General features: G+C 57.2%; 21 protein-coding genes and 1 tRNA gene. 3 read left to right on the forward strand and 19 right to left on the reverse strand.

Annotation, left to right across the window (positions count from 1 at the left end; translation table 11 throughout):
- Nucleotide 1: 1 nt before the first annotated feature.
- Nucleotides 2-292, reverse strand: a complete 291-nt coding sequence (locus ABFT80_RS16035; protein WP_347972929.1) for a succinate dehydrogenase assembly factor 2 — start codon at nucleotides 290-292, stop codon at nucleotides 2-4.
- A 91-nt stretch (nucleotides 293-383) separates the two neighbouring features.
- Between ABFT80_RS16035 and recG the strand changes: the two genes are divergently transcribed.
- The gene (gene recG / locus ABFT80_RS16040; protein WP_347972930.1) at nucleotides 384-2,492 is read left to right on the forward strand and encodes an ATP-dependent DNA helicase RecG; all 2,109 of its coding nucleotides are present in this window, start codon (nucleotides 384-386) and stop codon (nucleotides 2,490-2,492) included.
- Here recG and ABFT80_RS16045 read toward each other — a convergent pair.
- The 5 genes from ABFT80_RS16045 to ABFT80_RS16065 all read right to left on the reverse strand — a co-directional run bounded on the left by ABFT80_RS16045 (nucleotide 2,444) and on the right by ABFT80_RS16065 (nucleotide 7,564).
- The gene (locus ABFT80_RS16045; protein ID WP_347972931.1) at nucleotides 2,444-3,142 is read right to left on the reverse strand and encodes a DUF502 domain-containing protein; all 699 of its coding nucleotides are present in this window, start codon (nucleotides 3,140-3,142) and stop codon (nucleotides 2,444-2,446) included. The genes recG and ABFT80_RS16045 overlap by 49 nt on opposite strands.
- Nucleotides 3,143-3,173: 31 nt before the next feature.
- The gene (gene glmS, locus ABFT80_RS16050) at nucleotides 3,174-4,997 is read right to left on the reverse strand and encodes a glutamine--fructose-6-phosphate transaminase (isomerizing) (protein WP_347972932.1); all 1,824 of its coding nucleotides are present in this window, start codon (nucleotides 4,995-4,997) and stop codon (nucleotides 3,174-3,176) included.
- A 158-nt stretch (nucleotides 4,998-5,155) separates the two neighbouring features.
- Nucleotides 5,156-6,505 (reverse strand): bifunctional UDP-N-acetylglucosamine diphosphorylase/glucosamine-1-phosphate N-acetyltransferase GlmU, encoded by a 1,350-nt coding sequence (glmU, locus tag ABFT80_RS16055; protein WP_347972933.1) that lies wholly within the window; start codon nucleotides 6,503-6,505, stop codon nucleotides 5,156-5,158.
- Nucleotides 6,506-6,590: 85 nt separating this feature from the next.
- Nucleotides 6,591-7,337, reverse strand: a complete 747-nt coding sequence (locus ABFT80_RS16060; protein WP_347972934.1) for a cytochrome c biogenesis CcdA family protein — start codon at nucleotides 7,335-7,337, stop codon at nucleotides 6,591-6,593.
- 152 nt (nucleotides 7,338-7,489) lie between these two features.
- Nucleotides 7,490-7,564: transfer RNA gene (locus tag ABFT80_RS16065), tRNA-Lys, on the reverse strand.
- A 341-nt stretch (nucleotides 7,565-7,905) separates the two neighbouring features.
- Between ABFT80_RS16065 and ABFT80_RS16070 the strand changes: the two genes are divergently transcribed.
- The gene (locus ABFT80_RS16070; protein WP_347972935.1) at nucleotides 7,906-8,409 is read left to right on the forward strand and encodes a BA14K family protein; all 504 of its coding nucleotides are present in this window, start codon (nucleotides 7,906-7,908) and stop codon (nucleotides 8,407-8,409) included.
- 49 nt (nucleotides 8,410-8,458) lie between these two features.
- Here the strand turns inward: ABFT80_RS16070 and ABFT80_RS16075 are convergent, their stop codons facing one another.
- From ABFT80_RS16075 to ABFT80_RS16090, 4 genes are read right to left on the reverse strand one after another with little or no spacing between them, the layout of a single operon-like run.
- On the reverse strand, nucleotides 8,459-9,190 hold the full coding sequence (locus tag ABFT80_RS16075) for a proteasome-type protease (RefSeq protein WP_347972936.1): 732 nt from the start codon (nucleotides 9,188-9,190) through the stop codon (nucleotides 8,459-8,461).
- A gap of 31 nt (nucleotides 9,191-9,221) precedes the next feature.
- Nucleotides 9,222-10,016 carry a transglutaminase family protein gene (locus ABFT80_RS16080; RefSeq protein WP_347972937.1) on the reverse strand — a complete coding sequence of 265 codons (795 nt, stop codon included), beginning with the start codon at nucleotides 10,014-10,016 and terminating at the stop codon, nucleotides 9,222-9,224.
- Between the two features lie 2 nt (nucleotides 10,017-10,018).
- On the reverse strand, nucleotides 10,019-10,960 hold the full coding sequence (locus ABFT80_RS16085) for an alpha-E domain-containing protein (protein WP_347972938.1): 942 nt from the start codon (nucleotides 10,958-10,960) through the stop codon (nucleotides 10,019-10,021).
- A 21-nt stretch (nucleotides 10,961-10,981) separates the two neighbouring features.
- Complete coding sequence (locus ABFT80_RS16090) at nucleotides 10,982-12,394, reverse strand: circularly permuted type 2 ATP-grasp protein (RefSeq protein WP_347972939.1); 1,413 nt, start codon at nucleotides 12,392-12,394, stop codon at nucleotides 10,982-10,984.
- A 250-nt stretch (nucleotides 12,395-12,644) separates the two neighbouring features.
- Here ABFT80_RS16090 and ABFT80_RS16095 point away from each other — a divergent pair, with 250 nt between their 5' ends.
- Entirely contained in the window at nucleotides 12,645-13,061 is a 417-nt protein-coding gene (locus ABFT80_RS16095; RefSeq protein ID WP_347972940.1) for a DUF4864 domain-containing protein, read from the forward strand.
- Here the strand turns inward: ABFT80_RS16095 and tgt are convergent.
- From tgt to ABFT80_RS16140, 9 genes are all read right to left on the reverse strand, one after another.
- Nucleotides 13,058-14,188, reverse strand: coding sequence for a tRNA guanosine(34) transglycosylase Tgt (tgt, locus tag ABFT80_RS16100; RefSeq protein WP_347972941.1), 1,131 nt, complete (start codon nucleotides 14,186-14,188; stop codon nucleotides 13,058-13,060). The two genes, ABFT80_RS16095 and tgt, sit on opposite strands and share 4 nt — an antisense overlap.
- Complete coding sequence (gene queA / locus ABFT80_RS16105; RefSeq protein WP_347972942.1) at nucleotides 14,185-15,261, reverse strand: tRNA preQ1(34) S-adenosylmethionine ribosyltransferase-isomerase QueA; 1,077 nt, start codon at nucleotides 15,259-15,261, stop codon at nucleotides 14,185-14,187. Before queA ends, tgt begins: the two co-directional genes overlap by 4 nt.
- Nucleotides 15,261-15,710, reverse strand: a complete 450-nt coding sequence (locus ABFT80_RS16110; protein WP_347972943.1) for a DMT family transporter — start codon at nucleotides 15,708-15,710, stop codon at nucleotides 15,261-15,263. Before ABFT80_RS16110 ends, queA begins: the two co-directional genes overlap by 1 nt.
- Nucleotides 15,711-15,728: 18 nt before the next feature.
- Nucleotides 15,729-16,244 (reverse strand): peptidylprolyl isomerase, encoded by a 516-nt coding sequence (locus ABFT80_RS16115; RefSeq protein WP_347972944.1) that lies wholly within the window; start codon nucleotides 16,242-16,244, stop codon nucleotides 15,729-15,731.
- 31 nt (nucleotides 16,245-16,275) lie between these two features.
- A complete protein-coding gene (locus ABFT80_RS16120) occupies nucleotides 16,276-16,863 on the reverse strand; it encodes a peptidylprolyl isomerase (RefSeq protein WP_347972945.1) in 588 nt (195 codons plus the stop codon).
- Between the two features lie 17 nt (nucleotides 16,864-16,880).
- Nucleotides 16,881-17,381, reverse strand: a complete 501-nt coding sequence (coaD, locus tag ABFT80_RS16125) for a pantetheine-phosphate adenylyltransferase (protein ID WP_347972946.1) — start codon at nucleotides 17,379-17,381, stop codon at nucleotides 16,881-16,883.
- Between the two features lie 364 nt (nucleotides 17,382-17,745).
- Nucleotides 17,746-20,544, reverse strand: coding sequence for a DNA gyrase subunit A (gyrA, locus tag ABFT80_RS16130; protein ID WP_347972947.1), 2,799 nt, complete (start codon nucleotides 20,542-20,544; stop codon nucleotides 17,746-17,748).
- A 191-nt stretch (nucleotides 20,545-20,735) separates the two neighbouring features.
- Complete coding sequence (locus tag ABFT80_RS16135) at nucleotides 20,736-21,086, reverse strand: AzlD domain-containing protein (RefSeq protein ID WP_347972948.1); 351 nt, start codon at nucleotides 21,084-21,086, stop codon at nucleotides 20,736-20,738.
- Complete coding sequence (locus ABFT80_RS16140) at nucleotides 21,083-21,826, reverse strand: AzlC family ABC transporter permease (protein ID WP_347972949.1); 744 nt, start codon at nucleotides 21,824-21,826, stop codon at nucleotides 21,083-21,085. Before ABFT80_RS16140 ends, ABFT80_RS16135 begins: the two co-directional genes overlap by 4 nt.
- Nucleotides 21,827-21,974: the final 148 nt, after the last annotated feature.

The raw sequence follows: 21,974 nt of genomic DNA on the forward strand, positions 1-21,974 counted from the left end.
TTTAATCGAATTCTACCGTCTGGCGCGCGGCCAGAACCTTGCGAAAAATTGCCGTATCGTGTTGTTGCGGCAGCGGGCGTTCGCCCGTAACCCATGAAAGAAGATCACCGTCCTGCAGATCGAGCAGGACAGAGTATTCGTCGAGTTCGGCGTCGGTAAGCTTGTCGATGTAACGATCCGCGAAATCACCGAGAATGAGGTCCATCTCGCGCATGCCCCTATGCCAGGAACGATACAGCAGTTTGCGCCGGTGCGTATCCAGCCCGTCGCTCGTCCGTGTGGTTCCAGTCATGGCAATCTTCCTTGAAGTTCGGCACGCATATAGCGTGGATACAGCCGACTGTCAGCCTTGCAACGACACTCGCAGCGCATAAGCTGACACAATGCGCCCATCCATTCTCGATCCGCTTTTCGCACCCATCACCACGCTGCCCGGCGTTGGGCCGAAAATTGCCGTTCTCATTGAGAAAGTCGTGGCGGCCGACCTGACGGGTCGAACCGCGCGTGTCGGCGATCTGCCCTTCATCATGCCCGGTTCCGTCATCGACCGGCGCAACAGGCCGGGCATCGCACTTTCGCCGGAAGGCGCGATCGTTACGCTCGATGTGCAAATCGACAGGCATCAGCCGCCGCCGCGCGGCAACAAATCCGTGCCTTACCGAATCTATGCATTCGACGACACAGGCGAAATAGCCCTGACCTTTTTCCATGCGAATGCCGGATGGCTGGAAAAGACCTTGCCCGAAGGCGAGCAAGTTGTCCTCAGCGGCCGCATGGAATGGTTCAACGGCCGCCCGACAATGGTTCACCCGGACCACATCGTAAAAAAGGAAGACGAGGCGAGCCTGCCGCTAGTCGAACCGGTTTATCCATTGACGGCGGGTCTGTCGGGAAAAATTCTGCGCAGAACCATCGTTTCTGCAACGGAGCGCATGCCCGAATTTCCCGAATGGCTGGACCCGGAACTTGCAAGGCGCAACCGGTTTGTTCCGTTTCTGGAATCTCTGAGCCGCATTCACAACCCAATCGACGCTCTCGACATTTCGCCCGACAGCGTCGCGTGGCGCAGGCTGGCTTACGACGAATTTCTGGCCGGGCAGGTTTCGCTGGCGCTTGTCCGAGCCAAGATCAAACGGCTTTCCGGCCGCCCCCTCAAAGGCGATGGCCGTATAGCGAACGCCCTGCGCGCCGCCCTTCCCTATTCGTTGACTGCTTCGCAGGAAACGGCGCTGGCGGAAATCAACGCCGACCTCTCCGAGCCGGACCGGATGCTGCGCCTGCTTCAGGGCGACGTGGGGTCCGGCAAGACTGTCGTAGCGCTGCTGGCTATGGCGCGCGCCGTCGAGGCAGGCGGTCAGGCAGCACTGATGGCGCCGACTGAAATTCTGGCGCGCCAGCACATGGCGACCATAAAGCCTCTCGCCGAAAAAGCTGGTTTGCAGGTCGCGATCCTCACTGCACGGGAAAAAGGACGCGAGCGCGCCGAAATTCTGGCCGGGTTGGAAAATGGCGACATAAACATCGTTGTCGGAACCCACGCTCTGTTTCAGGACGCCGTGGTCTTTCACGATCTGGTGTTCTCGGTCATCGACGAGCAGCACCGTTTCGGTGTCCACCAGCGCCTTGCGATGACTGCCAAGGGCAACGCGCCGGATATGCTTGTCATGACAGCGACGCCGATCCCGCGCACGCTTGTTCTGACTGCATTCGGCGACATGGATGTTTCGCGCCTGACCGAAAAGCCAGCCGGACGGCAGCCGATCCAGACGGTAACTCTGCCGCTTGAGCGGCTGGACGATCTTGTCGAGCGGGTTCGCAAAGCCGTTTCCGAAGGCCAGAAAATCTACTGGATTTGCCCGCTTGTCGAGGAATCGGAAGAAATCAAGCTGATGTCTGCGGAAGACCGCTTCCGTTACCTCACAGGCGCTTTAGGTCCAATTGTCGGGCTTGTCCATGGCCGCATGAACGGTCGCGACAAGGACGAGGCGATGCGCGCCTTCAAGCAGGGCGAGACACGCGTTCTGGTGGCGACGACTGTCATCGAGGTCGGCGTCGATGTGCCGGACGCGACGATCATGGTCATCGAACACGCCGAGCGCTTTGGCCTGGCGCAATTGCACCAGCTTCGCGGGCGCGTCGGTCGCGGCGACAAGGCGTCCACATGCGTTCTGCTTTATCAGGGGCCGCTCGGCGAAACCGCAACGCGCCGTCTGTCGATCATGCGCGAGACGGAGGATGGCTTCCTGATCTCCGAGGAAGATTTGAAACTGCGCGGCGAAGGCGAATTGATGGGAACGCGCCAGTCCGGTACGCCCGGTTTCCAGATTGCCCGGATAGAAGCACATTCCGATCTACTGGAAACCGCCCGCAATGACGCGCGGCTTATTTTGACGCGCGATCCCGACCTGAAATCGGAGCGCGGCGAAGCGCTGCGCCTGCTGCTTTACTTGTTCGGGCGCGACGAAGCAGTCCGCCTCTTGCGCTCCTGCTGAGGAGCCGCCGCTGCTTTCGCAAGCTCGGCGGTCTTTTTGTGATATTCCGGCGCGACGAGACCCGCTGATATGATCAGCTTTGCGGCGTCCTCGACGCTCATGCTGAGCATGACGATTTCGTCTTCGCGCACATACATCAGGAAGCCGGTCGTCGGATTCGGTGTCGCGGGCATGAAGACCGCGACCGTCCGTCCCTCGATAGGGTGAAGCACATCGCCGACCTCGCCCTCTTTTTCAGTTGCGATAAACACAATCGACCAGACGCCTTTTCGCGGATATTCGACCAGCGCCACCTTGTTGAAAAGGTCCGCCTTGTTCGAAAGAACCGTCTCGAAAATCTGTTTCAGGCCGCGATAGATGCTGCGCACAAAAGGCGTGCGGCCAAGCATGTTTTCGCCAAGCGAAACGATGGAACGGCCAATAAAGTTTGCGGTCAGAAACCCGACAAGCGTGATCAGCGCAAGAGCAACGATCAGCCCGAAACCCGGCACCGCGAACGGCAGGTAGGAATCCGGATTATATCGGTGCGGGATATAGGGCTTTACCCATGAATCGACCCAGCCCACGAACGACCAGGCCAGATAAGCCGTGATCGCCAGAGGTGCCGTGACGATGAACCCCGTCAGGAAGTAGTTTCTGATACGACCCATCACATCCGATCCGCGAAAATCTGCATAAAGACTATTCGACAGTGACCGATTTCGCGAGATTGCGCGGCTGATCGACGTCCGTTCCCATGAAGACAGCCGTGAAATAGGCCAGCATCTGGATCGGCAGCGCATAGATGATCGGCGTGATGATCTCCGGCACGTCCGGCAGGATGATCGTTTCCATCGTCTCGACGGTCGACTGAGCCGCACCTTTTTGGTCGGTAATCAGAATGATCTTGCCGCCGCGCGCCGCAACTTCCTGCATGTTCGAAACCGTCTTTTCGAAAATACGATCATGCGGCGCGATGACGATCACCGGCATCTGCTCGTCAATCAGCGCGATAGGTCCGTGCTTCAACTCGCCAGCGGCATAGCCTTCGGCGTGAATGTAGGAAATTTCCTTGAGTTTCAGCGCGCCTTCCATAGCCAGCGGATAGTTGGTGTCGCGGCCGAGATAGAGCACGTTTTTGTAATGCGAGAGTTCGCGCGCCAGCTTTTCAAGCTGCTCGTCGAGCTTCAAAACCTGGTTGGCGAAACGCGGCGCTTCGGAAAGTTCGCGCACCAGCGTCCTTTCCTGTTCACGCGAGATCGTTCCCCGCGCCACACCGGCACGCACGGCCAGCGACGCCAGAACCGACAATTGACAGGTGAACGCCTTGGTCGACGCTACACCGATTTCCGGTCCGGCAAGCGTCGGCAGGATCACGTCTGATTCGCGCGCAATGGTCGATTCGCGAACATTGACGATTGCACCGATCGGAATGCCTTCCTTGCGGCAATAACGCAGCGAAGCCAGCGTATCGGCCGTTTCGCCGGACTGCGAGATGAAGAATGCGGCGCTATTCTTCGAGATCGGCATTTCGCGGTAGCGGAATTCCGAAGCCACATCGATATCCACCGGCAGGCGGGCAAGCCGCTCGAACCAGTATTTGCCGATGAGGCCGCTGAGATATGCAGTGCCGCAGGCCGAGATCGCCAGACGGTCGAGCTTGGCGAAGTCGAATGGCAGGTCTAGCGGCTTTGATACGCCATCCGTGAAATCTATATAATGCGCCAGCGTGTGCGAAATCACCTCTGGCTGCTCATGGATTTCCTTTTCCATGAAATGGCGGCGATTGCCCTTGTCGACCATGAAGCTGGTGCTGAGCGACTGTTGCTTTTTGCGCTCGACGGGCTTGCCGTCCATATCGAAGATGCCAATCTCGTCGCGTCGCACGACTGCCCAGTCACCATCCTCAAGATAAGTGACCGTGTTGGTAAACGGCGCCAGCGCGATCGCGTCGGAGCCGAGATACATTTCGCCCTCACCGTGCCCGACAGCAAGTGGCGGGCCGTTGCGAGCGCCGATGATGAGATTTTCATCGCCCTGGAACATGATCGCAAGCGCGAACGCGCCTTCGAGGCGCTTCAGCGTCTCATGCGCGGCCTTTACAGGATCTGCTCCGCGCTTCAACTCGCGCGCAATGAGATGGGCCACGACTTCGGTGTCCGTCTGGGAAACGAATTCGTAGCCGTCGGCCTTCAACTCGTTCCGCAACTCGGCGAAATTCTCGATGATACCATTGTGAACGACTGCAACGCCGTTCGAAAAATGCGGATGCGCATTCGTCTCATTTGGGACACCATGGGTTGCCCAGCGCGTATGGCCGATGCCGATCGTGCCGTCGAGCGGCTCGGCATTCAGGCGCTTTTCGAGATTGACCAGCTTGCCTTCTGCACGGCGTCGCCCAAGCGCGCCATTCTGAATGGTGGCGACGCCGGCTGAATCATAGCCGCGATATTCAAGCCGCTTCAGCGCATCGACAATGAGCGCCGCAACGGGCGTACGCCCGACAATTCCAACAATTCCGCACATCCAGGGAGCCCCGTATTCAAACCCAATCAACCCAGGCAAGTATTTATGGAGCGGGCCGATCGATAAAAAGTCACTTTGCGTTTCTTTCCATGTCAGGTGGAAAGACCTGCCGCAAGCATACAATTGAAAGCGGCAGGTAGCGCCATACTCACATCGTCTTACTTTTTTGCTGCCGAAGCACGAATTTCGCGCAATTGCCTCGCACGTTCGGGCAATATCTTCTGGCGCGCACGGCCGAATGCCAGTGCATCGTCAGGCACATTCTCTGTCACCACGCTACCGGAAGCGACATAGGCGCGGTCGCCAATCGAAATCGGCGCAACCAGCGATGAATTCGAACCGATAAACGCGCCTTCGCCAATATCGGTGAAAAATTTGGAGTAGCCATCGTAATTGCAGGTGATGGTGCCGGCGCCGATATTTGCGCCTGCGCCGACGCGCGCATCGCCGATATAACTCAGATGATTGACCTTGGCGCCTTGCTCTATCGTCGATTTTTTCACTTCGCAGAAATTGCCGACCTTCGCCTTGTCGCGCAAATCAGCACCCGGTCGCAGACGCGCGAACGGCCCGACATCGCAATTATCGGCAATGGTCGTGCCTTCGAAATGGCAATAGGCGTGAATTTGCGTGCCTGAACCAATCTTTACGCCTGTCGAGAAGTAGACATGCGGTTCGATAACCGTGTCCTGCCCGATTTCGGTATCGTGCGAGAAAAACACTGTCTCCGGTGCAATCAGGGTGGCACCGGAAAGCATCACCGCCCGGCGCTTGCGCTGCTGCCAGATCGCCTCCGCGTCGGCCAGTTCGGCGCGGTTGTTAATGCCCATGATGCTTTCAGGGCTTGTCTCGATAGCAACGACGCCAAGGCCAGCCTGACGCGCGATTTCCACGACATCCGTCAGGTAGAATTCGCCCTTTGCGTTGTTGTTTTCGACTTTTTCGAGCAATGCGAGGGCGTTTTTGCCCGAAATCGCCATCAGGCCGCCATTGCAGAAGCCGATCTTGCGCTCTTCGTCCGAACAATCTTTGTCTTCGCGGATCGCCACCAAAGCGCCATTCTGCTCGATCAAGCGGCCATAGCCCGAAGGGTTGGGCGGACGAAAGCCGATCACGACCACGGCGTGGCCCTCGGCAAGCTTTGCCCTCGCCTCGGTCAGCATCTCCGCCTCGATCAACGGCGTGTCGCCGAACATCACGAGCACATCGTCAAAACCACGCGAAAGAGCGTCTTTCGCTGCCAGGACCGCGTGTGCCGTGCCCAGTCTCTCTTCCTGAACGAAAATGCCTGCATCCGGCGCAAAAGATGAAGCTGCTTTGCGCACAGCGTCTGCGCCGTGACCGATGACGAGTGCGACCTCGCCCCCTCCGGCTGCCTGCGCCGCCTTGGCGACATGGGCAACGAGCGGCAGCCCGGCGACCTTGTGCAACACTTTCGGCAACGCGCTTTTCATGCGGGTACCCTCGCCGGCAGCGAGAATGATGGAAAGACAGCTTCTTTTTGACATGAAACTTCCGGTTTTTGGTCAGGCGGGATTCGATGCATGTGTAACACCGACGATCTCGCCGTCCAATGCGGCTTTATTTTGAGCCCTAACCGAGTGTTCCCAAGGTGGGGAATGTTTCGAGCAGCCAGTAGGACGCCGTCTGAACACCGCCCGTCAGGAAGAATACGCCCGCCAGAACCAGAAGCGCCCCGATGAGTTTTTCGATGCGCCCCAGATGAACGCGAAAACTTCCTACGAAACGCATGAAGGCTGCCGAGAACAAGGCAGCCAGCATGAACGGAATGCCAAGCCCCAGCGAATAGGCCGCAAGCAGCAATGCACCCTCGCCGACCGTCTCGCGACCGCCTGCAAGTGTGAGAATCGGCCCAAGCACCGGCCCGATGCAAGGCGTCCAGCCAAAGGCGAAGGCCAGACCCATCACATAGGCAGCAGCAACGCTCGCCGGTTTGCCCTGAGATTGAAAGCGCGCTTCGCGCGACAGAAACGGAATGCGCAGAACGCCCAGGAAATTGAGGCCCATGATGATGATGAGCACACCCGCGACCATCGCCAGGGTTTCCTGGTAGACTCTCAGGAAGCGCCCGATCGTTGAGGCACCCGCCCCGAGCGCGATGAATACGGTGCTGAAACCCAACACGAAGGCAAACGATGTAATCAAAAGGATTCGGCGTGTGGAAGACTCTTTGGTCTTCTCCGGTTGCTCGCGAAAATCTTCGACGGAAACACCGGCCATGTAGCAAAGATAGGGAGGCACAAGCGGCAACACGCAAGGCGAAAGAAACGAGAGCGCCCCGGCTCCGATTGCACTTACATATCCTACGTCTAACGCCATTCTAACCCCGCAACGATTTCGAAGCCCTATAACGCCTCGAAATTGGCTGCTCCAATCACCATTCCGTGCCCGCTATGAGAGCAGCGCAAAACCATACAGGAATGATTGGATTTTGGATGGTGAGCGCGCGTCTAGTTAAATCAGTGGTTTATTGGTGGGCGGGGTGGGTATCGAACCCACGACCATTCGATTAAAAGTCGAATGCTCTACCACTGAGCTACCCGCCCTAATACTGTTGCAGCGCAGCAACTTATCTCAAGGTTGCGTGACTTATCATGAACCATCGTGAAGTCCAGTGATTAAAAGTCAGTTGCTCTACCGGCTGAGCCACGCGCTCCCGAGGCGGAAACGCCCTGGAAATTTCGGCGGAACATAGGGAGAGTGCGGTATGCGGTCAACCTGAAAAATCAACATCATGCACGAACTCACAATTGACGTGACGAGAGCCGATATTTCCATTGGAAACGGCGCGCGATTTCTGACACGTTGCAGTTGTATAGGGAACTTTTTGTAATGATCGTACGTTTCATCGATCAAGGGATGGTTCGTACAAGATCAGGAGCAACAAATGAAACGGTTTTTGTCGACAATGTGCGCTGCGGCGCTCTCTATGACGTTAGCAGCAACATCTTTCATGCCTGCCAACGCCGCGCCTGTTTATGTTCCTAAAGTTGCCAGTGGCGTATCAGGTGCTGCAATTGACGTACAAAACGTTCAGTACAACCGCCGTGATCGCCGGATTGAGAGGCGTATAGATCGTCGCTGGGACCGTCGTCAGGTGCGTCGTGACTATCGAAACGATCGCCGCGGCTATTACCGTGGTCACCGAGGCTACAGCAATTATCGCCGCGGATATCGCCGCCATAACGATGGCATGTGGTATCCGGCAGCGGCCTTCATCGCAGGTGCGATAATCGGCGGCGCGATCAATCAGCCGGCGCCGCGTCCTGTGTACCGTGGCGGCAATGCTCACGTTCAGTGGTGCCACAATCGCTATCGTTCGTATCGCGCGTCGGACAATACGTTCCAGCCATATAATGGCCCGCGTCAGCTATGCCGTTCGCCTTACTGATAGGCCCCCGGCAAACAGAAAAACCCGCGCTTCGCAGCGCGGGTTTTTTTTATGCCTTGAAATCCGGAAGGCTCTGGAATGCGGCTTTCAGCGCATCCGACCAACCTTCGGAGATAGCCCGGTAATAAGGGTCATCAGCTCCGATTCGCTTCTTCATGCCGACTTTCAGCGCATCTGCTTCATAAAAAAGCATGTCCAGTGGAAGCCCAACAGAAAGGTTGGATTTCAATGTAGAATCAAAGGACACCAGCAAAAGCTTCACCGTTTCCGCGAAGCTCATTTCCTTGTCGTAGGCGCGCACTATGATCGGCTTGCCATACTTCGTCTCGCCGATCTGGAAAAACGGTGTGTCGTCGGTCGATTCGATGAAATTCCCTTCCGGGTAAATCATGAAGAGACGTGGCTCGGAGCCTTTGATCTGACCGCCGAGAATGAACGACGCGTTGAAATAGGAATCTGCGCGTTGCCCGACCGGTGACGAATTGGCGATCACTTCTTTCACCGTGTCGCCCACAAGACGTGCCGTCTGATACATGGACGGCGTCTTCAGCAAGGTCGAGCTTCGGTCCGCCGCCGCCTTGGAGCGCTCGTCGAGAAGGCTGACCACAGCCTGAGTCGTTGCGAGATTTCCCGCCGACATAAGCACGACCACGCGTTCGCCCGGCGTCTCCCATACCCGCATTTTGCGGAATGTGGAGATCGAATCGATACCGGCATTGGTGCGCGTATCCGACATGAATACGAGCCCGCGGTCTATTTTCAGGCCTACACAATAGGTCATGGAATCATCCGGCGTATCGGCGATGCCGGAATTACTGCTCCACGGTTATCCACACCGCAAGCTCTTCCGCCGCCTGTCCCAAGCGAATTCCCGAAACCGGCGCTGCCTCCCGGTAGTCGCGGCCGGTTGCAATCCGCACATATCGCTCGTCTGGCGATATGCCGTTTGCCGCGTCAAATGCCACCCATCCGAGCGAATCGACATAGGCTTCCGCCCAGGCATGGCTTGCCGCCTGCTCCGTCGTGCCGTCCATCAGGAGATAGCCGCTGACATAACGCGCCGGAAACTTCATAAGGCGCGCTGCCGAAATGAAGATATGCGCGTGATCCTGGCAAACGCCCTCGCCGCGCCCCAGCGCTTGTTCTGCCGTCGTCGTCGCATCGGTCGAGCCGGTCTTGTAAGCGACTTTTTCCGCAATCGTGCCCATAAGCGTGTGCAGACGGGCGATGTCGCTGCCGTCCGATACGCTGGCAGCAAGGCTGGCAACAAGTTCGCCGCCTTCGGTCAACGGTGTCTCGCGCTCGAATAGCCAAAGCGGCGCAAAACCGTAATGTGCGCCGGTAACGCCGGCCTTGTTGGACGTCTGCACGCTGCCGGAGGCCTCCACGACAACCAATTGCGTGTTGCCGTCTATGCTGACCAGACGATTCTCATTGCCGAAATGATCGGTAAATCCGACTTCTTCCTTAGCGCCCTCGAGTTTCAGCGACCATGAAAGCACAGCCTGTGTTGGCCCGCTGCGCGGTATCAGCCGCAAACGCTGCAGCGCATAGCTGAGCGTCACGTCGTAGCTGTATTCCGTGCGGTGGCTGATCTTGAGATACATGATCAGTAAAACCGGTAATCGGCGGCGACTTCATTGCCGAGCGCGTTGTTCTGATTGACAAAATCGGTCAGAAACTCATGCAGGCCCATATCGAATACATCCTTGATCGAGCTGACCTGGAGCTTGGCGAGCGTGCGCTTCACGGTTTCATGGCAGGGATGCCAGCATCCATAATCATTGCCGAGCGCCTGCAAGACGGTGAAAATGTTCTTGTAGCAAAAAGCCAGAGAGCGCGGCATCCGTTCATTCAGGATCAGATAGTCCGCAATGTTGGTCGGCCGGTAATCCGCATCATAGACCCAGCGATAGGAACGATGCGCGGCGACCGAGCGCAGGATCGATTCCCACTGGTAATTGTCGAGAGACGATCCGACCCATGAGACGGACGGCAAAAGCACGTAATATTTTACGTCGAGAATGCGCGCGGTGTTGTCGGCACGCTCCACAAATGTCCCGATCTGGCAAAAATCAAAGATTTCGTTGCGCAACATCGTGCCGTGGAATGAACCACGGATAAGCGCGGTTTCGCGTTTGATGGCATCGAGAACCTTGGGCAGTTCGCGCTCGTCGATAGGATCGGCCAAAATCCGTTTCAGAGACATCCACGCTTCGTTGATGCTTTCCCATGTTTCGCGGGTAAGCGCTGTACGCACCATGCGGCCATTGTTGCGTGCGGTTTCGATTGACGACATCACACTCGACGGGTTCGAAACGTCCCGCAGCAGAAAATCCGCGGCATTTTCGGCCGTAACCTCACTGTATTTGCTACGAAACGCCGTCTCCGCCCCGGCGCTGAGAAGAACGGAATTCCATTCCTCCACCACGCTGTAAGTGCGGGTAAGCGCCATGCGAAGCCCGGCATCCACGAGGCGCGCCATGTTTTCGGCACGCTCGATATAACGATTCATCCAGTAGAGGCCGTTTGCGGTACGCCCTAGAAGCATGAGCGCACCACCGCTTTGCGATCAGTCATCAAGCACCCACGTATCTTTCGTTCCTCCGCCCTGCGAGGAGTTCACCACCAGCGAACCTTCCTTCAGCGCGACACGTGTCAGTCCGCCCGGCACGATCTGGATCCGGTCGGAAACAAGAACGAAGGGCCGCAGATCCACGTGGCGCGGCGCCAACCCGGCTTCAGTCAGGATCGGGCATGTCGAGAGCGACAGCGTCGGCTGCGCGATATAGTTCGAAGGCCGCGCGGCAAGTTTCTTGGAAAAATTTTCACGCTCAGTTTTGCTCGCCGCAGGCCCGACCAGCATTCCATAGCCGCCGGAGCCGTGAACCTCTTTGACGACCAGCTCGGAAAGGTTTTCCTGTACATATTTGAGGCTGTCCGCTTCCGAGCAGCGATATGTCGGAATGTTGCCGAGTATCGCCTTTCGGCCCGTATAGAACTCGATGATTTCCGGCATGTAGGAATAAATCGCCTTGTCATCGGCGATACCAGTGCCCGGCGCATTCGCAATCGTGATCTTGCCCGCGCGATACACATCCATAATGCCCGGAACGCCAAGGGCTGAATCCGGGCGGAAGGTCAGCGGGTCGAGATAATCGTCATCCACACGGCGATAAAGCACGTCGATGCGCTTGTATCCCTGGGTCGTGCGCATCGCGACATGACCGTCAACGACCCTGAGATCAGGGCCTTCGACCAGCTCGACGCCCATCTGGTCCGCAAGAAACGCATGTTCGAAATAGGCCGAATTGAAACTGCCGGGGGTCAGAACCGCAATTGTCGGGCTTCCCGAAACTCCATCCGGTTTTACCGCAGCGAGAGACTGCCGCAGCAATTGCGGATAGTTCTCGACTGAACGCACCTTGATGCGCTGAAACAGCTCCGGGAAAAGCTGCATCATGGTTTCGCGGTTTTCGAGCATGTAGGACACGCCCGAAGGCGTTCGCGCATTGTCCTCCAGAACATAGAATTCGTTTTCGCTGATCCGCACGATATCGACGCCGATAATATGCGTGTAAACGCCTGCAGGCGGGCGAACGCCGATCATTTCCGGCAGGAATGCAGCGTTGTTGGCAATCAGCTCTTTGGGAATGCGGCCTGCCCGGATGATTTCCTGACGATGATAGATGTCGTCCAGAAAGGCATTCAGCGCCTGAACGCGCTGCTCGATCCCTTGCGTCAGACGACGCCATTCGGCACCGGAAATTATGCGGGGAACGATGTCGAACGGAATGAGACGCTCGGCCGCTTCCTGCTCTCCGTAAACAGCAAAAGTGATCCCCGTTTTGCGAAACACGCGTTCCGCATCCTGCATCTTTTCCGTAAGACGCGTCGGGTCCTGTTTCTTCAGCCAGTCGTCGTAACCCGAATAGGGCTTTCTCAGTTCGCTTCCATCTGGAAGCATTTCATCAAACGCAGGCAAGCGCTTACTCCCATGTAGTCCCATTTCAAATGGGTACTTCGGGAAATGCAAGCGCAATCGAGAAGGTTGCAAAAAATGCTTGCGCAATCTTCGCGCGCTGCCCATTTCGAAGGCGAATTGCCCAGGCTTTTGAGCAAAAAATGAGCGTAATTCAGTAAATGAGACAGGAATTTCTCAAATCGCGCAGAGCGATGAAACCGAACTTCTGCTTCGCACGTATAAATGTGAAACCGAACGGAGGGTAATACCGATGCTTCGCAGCCTTATTGTTTCAGGATTCGTTTTGGCGGCCTTGAGCACGAATGCGTTTACAGGCGAAGCGGAGGTGAAAGGCGCACAGTCGGTGATCGGCTCGCAACTGGAAGCGTTTCAGTCCAACAACGAATCCGCCGCCTATAATTACGCAGCCCCCAACGTCAAACGCATCTTCCCGACGGTCGACAGCTTCATGTCGATGGTGACGAATGCCTACAAGCCGGTTCGTCAGCCGAAATCGTTCGCGTTCGGAAAGTCGGAAGAAAACGGCGGCAAGATCGTACAGCAGGTCTATATCGTCGGCCCCGACAGCAAGGATTACGAGGCGCTCTACACGCTGGAGCAGCAGCCCGACGGTTCCTGGCTCATCACCGGTGTCAGCCTGAGGGCATCCAACGCGCTTAGCATTTAAAGCGGAGCCAAATCGCCCCGCGCCCAGCCTTCTGTGATCTCACCGGCACGGTTGGTGAAATTCCCGGCTTCTATGGAAGATCTGATGTCCTGCATAAGATGCTGATAATACGAGATATTGTTCCAGCTAAGCAGCATCGCGCCAAGCGCTTCCTGTGACTTGATCAGATGATGCAGATAGGCGCGCGAATAGTCCCGCGCTGCCGGGCAATCGCTTTCCTCATCGAGCGGTCTGGGGTCGTCCGCATGGCGGGCATTGCGCAGATTGACCTTGCCGCGCCTCGTATAGGCAAGACCGTGACGCCCTGCCCGCGTCGGCATCACGCAATCGAACATATCGATACCCCGCGCTACGGATTTCAATATGTCATCCGGCGTTCCCACCCCCATGAGATAGCGCGGCTTTTCCGCTGGCAATTCGGAGCATGTTACGTCGAGCATGGCGAGCATGACGTCCTGCGGCTCACCTACCGCAAGACCGCCGACCGCATATCCTTTGAGGTCCATTGACGAAAGAGCCTGCGCGGAGCGAACCCGAAGTGAAGAAATGTCTCCGCCCTGCACGATGCCGAACATCGCTTTCCCGGCCTGTTCGCCGAACGCCACCTTGCAGCGATCCGCCCAACGAAGCGAAAGCTCCATGGCGCGTTCGATCTCGTTTTCCTTGGCTGGCAAGGCAACGCATTCGTCGAGCTGCATCTGGATATCGGAATCGAGCAATCCCTGAATCTCGATCGATCGTTCCGGCGACATTTTATAGGGCGCACCGTCGATATGGGAACGAAAAGTCACGCCCTGCTCGTCGAGTTTTCGCAGTTTCGACAGCGACATGACCTGAAAGCCGCCGGAATCGGTGAGAATCGGATGCGGCCAGCGCGCGAAATCGTGCAATCCGCCGAGCCGTGCAACACGTTCCGCGCCCGGACGCAGCATCAGATGGTACGTGTTGCCAAGGATGATGTCGGCGCCGGTGCCCCGCACCTGATCCATATACAGAGCCTTGACCGTACCGCCCGTACCGACCGGCATGAAGGCAGGCGTGCGGACCGTTCCGCGCGGCATCGTGATATTGCCACGACGCGCGGCACCGTCAGAAGCGACGACGTTGAATTCAAAATTTTCGGTCATCGTACCTCGGAAGGGAAAAGCAGGCTGCTGTCGCCATAGGAGTAAAAGCGATAGCCGTTTTTGATCGCATGGGCATAGGCGTCACGCATCGTCTCAAGCCCGGAAAACGCCGAAACGAGCATGAACAAAGTCGAACGCGGCAGATGAAAATTCGTCATCAGCGCATCGACGATTTTGAATTTGTAGCCCGGCGTGATGAAAATCCTGGTTTCGCCGGACCATTCGCCAATTTGACCGGGTTCGGTCGCAGCACTTTCAAGCAGGCGCAGCGAGGTCGTTCCGACCGCGATCACCTTGTTGCCGCGCACACGGGCGGCATTTATCGCATCTGCCGTTTGCGCTGAAACTTGGCCGGTCTCGCCATGCATCTTATGATCAGTCGTGTCGTCAGCCTTGACCGGCAGAAACGTTCCGGCCCCGACATGCAGGGTCACGAAATGCCGTTCGATGCCGCGTGCGTCGAGCTTTTCGAAAAGTTCCGGTGTGAAATGAAGTCCTGCAGTGGGAGCAGCTACAGCGCCCTCTTCGCGTGCATAGACCGTCTGGTAATCGGCACGGTCGCGATCGTCCTCCTCGCGCTTCGAGGCGATGTAAGGCGGCAGCGGTATGTGGCCGACAGCGTGCAAGGCTTCATCCAGCACGACGCCCGACATGTCGAAACCGAGCAGAACTTCGCCAGCCTCGCGCTTTTCAAGCACGGTGGCATCGAGACTTCCCGCAAAACACATATTCTGGTCATGGCCGAAGCTGATGCGGTCGCCTTCTGCCAAACGTTTTGCTGGGCGCATGAATGCCAGCCATTGGTCGGGCGCGACGCGCATATGCAGCGTTGCATCGACATTTGCTGTCGCATCGCCGCGCCTGCGAACACCGTTCAATTGCGCGGGTATGACCTTGGTGTCGTTGAACACCATGACATCGCCGGGTTCCAGCAAATCCGGCAGGTCGAAAACACGCAAATCCTCGCGTTTGCCGTGTTGGACGAGCAAAAGCCGCGCCGAATCCCGCGGACTGGCGGGGCGCAGCGCTATGTTTTCTTCAGGAAGATCGAAATCAAAAAGGTCGACACGCATCAGTAAAGTCGAATCATCAATGCGCCAGCAAGAAGCATCATGGCCCCGGCAATCCGGCCAACTGAAATCTCGCGCACGGCAACGCCAAGATAGCCGACGCGATCGATGAGCATTCCGGCGATCAATTGCCCGGTCACGAGAAACGCCATCAATGCCGCCGCTCCAAGCTTTGGCGTGAGGATCGTCGCACTCGTAACATACAGGCCGCCGAGACAGCCACCGGCGATGAAAAGCCATGGAGCCGGTGCACGCCAATCGAGCGAGATACCCTGCATGCGCGTGAACACGAAGGTCACGATGGCAAGCACGACAGCGCCGGCGAAGAACGAAATAGCGGCAGCGGCCACGGGAAGACCCAGGCCGCGCGCCAGTTCAGAGTTTACGGGTGCCTGCAAAGCGATGCAGGCACCGGCGAGGACGCCGAGCAGAGACCAGAAAAAACCTGCCACGGCAGACCTCGTTCAGTTTTAGTTTGTGACGTCGGCCGCAACCTTGATCGACACGATCTTGTCCGGATCCTGCACAGGCTCGCCGCGCTTGATCTTGTCGACATTTTCCATGCCTTCGATGACCTGGCCCCAGACCGTGTACTGGCGGTTCAGGAAGCCTGCATCGTCAAAGCAGATGAAGAACTGCGAGTTGGCCGAGTTCGGGTTCTGCGAACGGGCCATCGAGCAGGTGCCGCGGCCGTGATTGGCATTGGAAAACTCAGCCTTGAGATCGGGACGATCCGAACCGCCCATGCCAGCACGGGCCGGATTGAAATCCTTGCCCGTCGATTTTCCGAACTTCACGTCGCCGGTCTGCGCCATGAAACCTTCGATCACGCGGTGGAAAACGACGCCATCATAAGCGCCTTCGCGTGCGAGTTCCTTGATGCGGGCAACGTGGCCCGGTGCCAGATCAGGGAAAAGCTCGATGACTACATTGCCCTTGGTCGTTTCCATGATGAGCGCGTTTTCGCGATCCTTGATTTCGGCCATAAGATTCAATCCTTTTGTGCTTTAGCGATAGTTAGTTGCCGTCCGCAGCGATGCGGACCTTGACCATGCGGTCGGGGTCGTTGACGACGCCGTTCATGGACGAGTCGCCTTTCTTGATATTGTCCACCAGTTCGATGCCGCTCTCGACATTGCCGACGACGGTATACTGGCCATCAAGCTGAGGTGCCGGTGCGAACATGATGAAGAACTGCGAGTTGGCCGAATCCGGGCTCTGAGCGCGAGCCATGCCGACCGTTCCGCGAACGAAGCGTTCCTGCGAGAATTCGGCTGGAAGATTAGGCCGCTGCGAACCACCCGTTCCGGCGCGTTGCGCATTGTAGCTATCATTCATGTCGCCAAACTCGACATCGCCGGTCTGCGCCATGAAACCGTCGATGACGCGATGGAAAGCGACATTGTCGTAAGCGCCTTCGCGAACCAGCGCCTTGATCTGCTCGACATGCTTGGGTGCAACGTCGGGACGCAGGGCGATCGTCACGTCGCCATCCTTGAGCGTGATGATCATCGTGTTTTCAGGCTCGGCCGCAAATGCGGACGCAGCGCCAGCCAAAAGGCCGATGGAAACGATGAAAGACGTCGCAAGTCTTCTGAGCCGCATGGAAGCTCCTCCTGATTCTATTTGGCGAATTTCTGTTCAAGAATGCCGGCAACAGCTTTTGGTACGAATGGACGAATATTGCCGCCCATCGATGCTATCTGGCGAACAAGTGTGGCGGTAATCGTGCGAACCGAGGGGCTCGCGGGCAAAAAGATGGTCTGTAGATCGGGTGCCATCGTCTCATTCATACCGGCCATCTGCATTTCATAGTCCAGGTCTGTGCCGTCGCGCAGGCCGCGTATCATGATCGAAGCGCCATTTTCGCGTGCCGCGTCTATCACCAATCCATCGAACGACACCACCTTGATGCGTTCGGCGTCGTTCCCGAATTCGTCCTGCATGGACTGTTTTATGAGTTCCACGCGCTCTTCAAAGGTAAAGAGCGGCTTCTTTCCCGGATGAATGCCGATTGCCGCATAAACTGTATCCGCAACGGCCAGAGACGCTTTCAAAACGTCCAGATGTCCGTTGGTCAGCGGGTCGAAAGACCCGGCATATATCGCGATACGTTCGATCATTGGCTGCTTCTAACTGTCTCGATCAAGGATGGCAATCTGCCGGTCATAACCCGTTTTGGTTGGTGAACACGCAATGAACAGCGTCCTCACAATAGAGTCAGCTCCCGTTCTTTAGAAACTGCGATGAAACCAAATCGCCATCTGTCCGTTATGAAGACAAGGAGAATAGACCAATGATGATAATCATGCTTGCAATGTCAATGACTGTCGCCATGCTCATCGCAACTGCTTTCGGCCTTCATCAGGAGGCGGAGAAAGTACGTCACACGGAAAAGAATAGAACCTATTCGAATTTCGGTATTCGATAATTTCCAAGCAAGCCGCGTCGCACTTTTATCAAGCGCGACGCTTTAAACTTGTGACTTCAAGCCTCAGGTGCCTGCTCATCCGTTGCTTCTACTGAAGCGCTCTCTTCAGGCTCAACCAAAGCGCCTTCTTCGAGAATCTCGTCTTCCGCCTGCGGATCGGAGATGCGCTCGACAGAGACAACCTTCTCATCATCAGCCGTATTGAAGATCGTGACGCCTTTGGTGGCGCGGCTGGCCGTACGGATTCCGCTGACAGGCACACGAATAACCTGTCCGCCATCCGACACCATCATGATCTGGTCGGCAGGTTCGACCGGGAATGCGGCAACGAGGCTGCCGATTTCAGCAACCTTGGAAACGTCCGTGGCACGGATACCCTTGCCGCCACGTCCGGTAAGCCGGAAATCGTAGGACGATGAGCGTTTGCCATAGCCATATTCGGTAACGGTCAAGACGAACTGTTCGCGCGCCTTCAGCTCGTCATAACGCTCCTGCGAAAGGCTTGCGTCTTCGACGACTTCCTCATTGGTCAGCGCTATTTCTTCGTCTTCGCCAGTAGCAAGTCTGCGCTCGACTGCAGACTGCTTCAGGTAAGCCGAACGCTCAGCCGGCGACGCATCGACGCCGCCAAGAATGGTCAGTGAGATTGCGCGGTCGGTTGCGGCCATGTTGATTCCGCGAACACCGACGGAGTTGCGGCTCTGGAATACGCGAACATCGCTGACGGAGAAGCGAATGCACTGGCCTGAACTTGCGGTCAGAAGTACGTCATCCATATCCGTACAGGTTTCGACGCCGAGGATTTCGTCGCCTTCCTCCTCCAGCTTCATCGCAATCTTGCCGTTGCGGTTCACCTGAACGAAGTCTGACAACTTGTTCCTGCGCACGGTGCCGCGAGTCGTCGCGAACATGACGTCGAGCTCGCCCCAGCTCGTTTCGTCCTCCGGCAGCGGCATGATGGTGGTGATGCGCTCGCCCTGCTGCAATTGCAGAAGGTTGATGAGCGCCTTGCCACGCGACTGCGGATTTCCGATCGGCAAGCGCCAGACCTTTTCCTTGTAGACGATGCCGCGCGATGAGAAGAACAGCACCGGCGTATGTGTATTCGCCACGAACAGACGCGTGACGAAATCCTCGTCCTTCGTCGACATGCCGGACCGGCCTTTGCCGCCGCGGCGCTGCGCACGATAGAGCGAGAGCGGGACGCGCTTGATGTAGCCCGAATGGCTGACGGTAACGACCATATCCTCACGCTGAATAAGGTCTTCGTCATCCATGTCCGAGCCGCCTTCGCTCAGCACGGTGCGGCGCGGCGTGCCGAACTCATCGCGCACGGCAATCAGTTCGTCCTTGACGATCTGCTGGATGCGGGCGCGAGACGACAGGATTTCGAGGTAATCCTTGATCTCGTCGCCGATCGTGTTCAACTCGTCGGCGATCTCGTCGCGGCCAAGCGCGGTCAGCCTCTGAAGACGCAATTCGAGGATGGCGCGGGCCTGTTCCTCGGACAGATTGTAGGTGCCGTCCTCATTGATCTTGTGACGCGGATCGTCGATCAGCAGAATGAGCGATTCGACATCGCCGGATGGCCAGCGCCGTTCCATCAACTGCTCGCGGGCAGTCTGCGGGTCCGGTGCCTGACGGATGACGCGGATCACTTCATCGATATTGGCAACCGCAATCGCCAGACCAACCAACACATGCGCGCGATCGCGCGCCTTGCGCAGCAGGAACTTCGTGCGTCGGCTGATGACGTCTTCGCGGAAGGCCGTGAACGCCTTCAGCATGTCGATCAGCGTCAGCACTTCCGGCTTGCCGCCATTCAGCGCAACCACGTTGGCGCCGAAGGAGGTCTGCAGCGGCGTGAAACGGTAAAGCTGGTTGAGGATAACCTCGGCCACCGCATCGCGCTTCAACTCAACGACGACGCGATAACCCTGGCGGTCGGATTCGTCACGGATATCGGAAATGCCCTCGATGCGCTTGTCGCGCACGAGTTCCGCCATCTTTTCGATCATCGACGACTTGTTCACCTGAAAAGGAACTTCGGTGATGATGATGGCTTCGCGGTCGTTGCGGATTTCTTCGATGGCAACCTTGCCGCGCATCATGATCGAGCCGCGGCCGGTCGAATAGGCATTGTAGATGCCGGTGCGTCCAAGAACGATGCCGCCGGTCGGAAAGTCGGGACCGGGTATGATTTCCATCAACGCCGCCAGGTCGATGGCCGGATTGTCGATAATGGCAATCGCGCCGTTACAGACTTCCATCAGATTGTGCGGCGGAATATTCGTCGCCATACCGACGGCAATGCCGCCGGAACCGTTCACCAGAAGGTTCGGGAAACGGGCTGGCAGGACACGCGGTTCGCTGCCTGACGAATCGTAGGTGTCCTGGAAGTCGACCGTATCCTTGTCGATATCCTCGAGAAGTTCATGCGCGACCTTGGTAAGACGCGCCTCGGTGTAACGCATTGCCGCCGGCGGATCGCCGTCGATCGAGCCGAAATTGCCCTGCCCGTCGATAAGCGGCACGCGCAACGACCAATTCTGAGCCATGCGGACCAAGGCGTCATAGATCGAAGCGTCGCCATGCGGATGGTATTTACCCATCACGTCGGCTACGGGACGCGCCGATTTCACATATTTGCGGTTCCAGTGATAACCGCTTTCATGCGCTGCATAGAGAATGCGCCGGTGAACGGGCTTCAGGCCATCGCGGACGTCCGGCAATGCACGGCTCACGATAACGCTCATCGCATAATCGAGATATGAGCGCTGCATCTCCTCGATGATCGAAATCGGTTCGATTTCCGAGGGGTTTCCGGGCGGTGCCGGTGTCTTCACGTCGGTCAAATTGCGTCACACATGTTTAAGAATCACCCGCTCTTTATATAGGAACCCGCCAGCTTTCTCCAACGAAGCAAGGTGTTTTCCAGCGATGATTTTCCTTTATTTATCAAACAGATAGATGGAGTTGGGAAGATTTTTGAAATCAAGGGCGCGGCACGCGCCGAAAAATCGCGAAAATAGGCGCAAAAATGCACCTAAAACCCTGCGAAAATACCGATTATCAGGACGATTTCGGCAATTACGATACCTACGAGGACGCGTTTTCCACTGACCAGATAGGCGACGAAGCCGATCACTGCCGCACCGACCCGCAAGGCCAAAGCGGTGTCAGCCAGCGCGCCGCTTGGAAACACGATCAGATTGCCGATCACACCAGCAACGAGCGCCGTCGCGACGGCCCGGACGAGCACCAGAAAATCGGAGCTTTCAGAGATCCGTCCGCCGAAATACACGCCCAGAAAACGCCACGCATCCGTCGCCAGCCAACCTGCAACCAGAATGAATAAAAATGGCCACCACCAGGCCTCGTTCGACCAGAACGTCATACCTGGCCCTTCCGCATGAATTTGTGCGCCAGATAGGCGCCGCCACCACCCAGAATGCCCGCAGCAACCAGGTCGAAGCTCGGCAGGAGCACATGGAAGACCGGGCCGAGGACCAGCCCCAAAATCATGGCGATATGCCCTGCCCGCTCGCGCGCCGAACTCCAGAGCGACGTCAGGAAGTAGATGGGCGTCAGAAGAAACAGTGCGGCAGAAACGACGGGCGGAAAGCTGTCTGCCATCAGAAACACGACCGCGACGACGACCATGTTCATGAGAACCAGCGTGCCGCCCAGCCCCGCATAATAGGTGGTGCGCATATGCTCCGGCACCCGCTTGAGTTTTTCCATCGCCAGCACCCATGAGGTGACGGCAACGAAATGCGAGAGCAGGTAGAGCACCCATTTGCGCGTATGCGGTGCGCGCATTTCGGGAACGAGCGCCACAACCATCGGCATCAATCGCACGGAGGACAGCGCGACGGCAAAGGCGGCTGCAGGCAGCGAGGCCCCGGAAAGGATTGCGCCGATCAGCACGACTTTCGCAGGCAGCGCCCAGACAACGCCGGTCATGAACACGGCCTGCGCCATGGTGATCCCGGATTCTTTGGCAAGTCCGGCAAAGCCGATGAAAGCGCTGGCCAGTATCAAGCCGGGAACGGAAACCGCAGCCATGATGCCGCGAAAGAACCATGTCCCACGCGGCGCGGATTTAGATTGCAACGAAACGTCAGAGTCCGGCATGCAGCGAAAAACCAGCGCGTTCGGCCCAAAACGCCAGCTTTTCCGGTGGAAACACGACGCAAAGGACAAAAAAGTCTGCGCCTCATTACTGAGACGCAGACCGGACTAACACAAACCTCTTGGAAAGTCAGGCCTCATCGACCACGCC

Origin of the sequence: Foliimonas ilicis (assembly GCF_039939195.1) — a bacterium.
In the GTDB taxonomy this organism is placed as follows: Bacteria; Pseudomonadota; Alphaproteobacteria; order Rhizobiales; family Rhizobiaceae; genus Foliimonas; species Foliimonas ilicis.

Bases quoted from the DNA above. Each gene is read 5' to 3' on its own strand.
- ABFT80_RS16045 (WP_347972931.1), bottom strand. From the start codon at position 3,142: ATGGGTCGTATCAGAAACTACTTCCTGACGGGGTTCATCGTCACGGCA.
- ABFT80_RS16135 (WP_347972948.1), bottom strand. From the start codon at position 21,086: ATGACGTTCTGGTCGAACGAGGCCTGGTGGTGGCCATTTTTATTCATT.
- ABFT80_RS16115 (WP_347972944.1), bottom strand. From the start codon at position 16,244: ATGGCCGAAATCAAGGATCGCGAAAACGCGCTCATCATGGAAACGACC.
- ABFT80_RS16075 (WP_347972936.1), bottom strand. From the start codon at position 9,190: ATGACCTATTGTGTAGGCCTGAAAATAGACCGCGGGCTCGTATTCATG.
- ABFT80_RS16085 (WP_347972938.1), bottom strand. From the start codon at position 10,960: ATGCTTCTAGGGCGTACCGCAAACGGCCTCTACTGGATGAATCGTTAT.
- glmS (WP_347972932.1), bottom strand. From the start codon at position 4,997: ATGTGCGGAATTGTTGGAATTGTCGGGCGTACGCCCGTTGCGGCGCTC.
- ABFT80_RS16070 (WP_347972935.1), top strand. From the start codon at position 7,906: ATGAAACGGTTTTTGTCGACAATGTGCGCTGCGGCGCTCTCTATGACG.
- tgt (WP_347972941.1), bottom strand. From the start codon at position 14,188: ATGACCGAAAATTTTGAATTCAACGTCGTCGCTTCTGACGGTGCCGCG.
- coaD (WP_347972946.1), bottom strand. From the start codon at position 17,381: ATGATCGAACGTATCGCGATATATGCCGGGTCTTTCGACCCGCTGACC.
- ABFT80_RS16080 (WP_347972937.1), bottom strand. From the start codon at position 10,016: ATGTATCTCAAGATCAGCCACCGCACGGAATACAGCTACGACGTGACG.
- queA (WP_347972942.1), bottom strand. From the start codon at position 15,261: ATGCGTGTCGACCTTTTTGATTTCGATCTTCCTGAAGAAAACATAGCG.
- ABFT80_RS16120 (WP_347972945.1), bottom strand. From the start codon at position 16,863: ATGCGGCTCAGAAGACTTGCGACGTCTTTCATCGTTTCCATCGGCCTT.
- recG (WP_347972930.1), top strand. From the start codon at position 384: ATGCGCCCATCCATTCTCGATCCGCTTTTCGCACCCATCACCACGCTG.
- ABFT80_RS16095 (WP_347972940.1), top strand. From the start codon at position 12,645: ATGCTTCGCAGCCTTATTGTTTCAGGATTCGTTTTGGCGGCCTTGAGC.
- ABFT80_RS16140 (WP_347972949.1), bottom strand. From the start codon at position 21,826: ATGCCGGACTCTGACGTTTCGTTGCAATCTAAATCCGCGCCGCGTGGG.
- ABFT80_RS16060 (WP_347972934.1), bottom strand. From the start codon at position 7,337: ATGGCGTTAGACGTAGGATATGTAAGTGCAATCGGAGCCGGGGCGCTC.
- ABFT80_RS16035 (WP_347972929.1), bottom strand. From the start codon at position 292: ATGACTGGAACCACACGGACGAGCGACGGGCTGGATACGCACCGGCGC.
- glmU (WP_347972933.1), bottom strand. From the start codon at position 6,505: ATGTCAAAAAGAAGCTGTCTTTCCATCATTCTCGCTGCCGGCGAGGGT.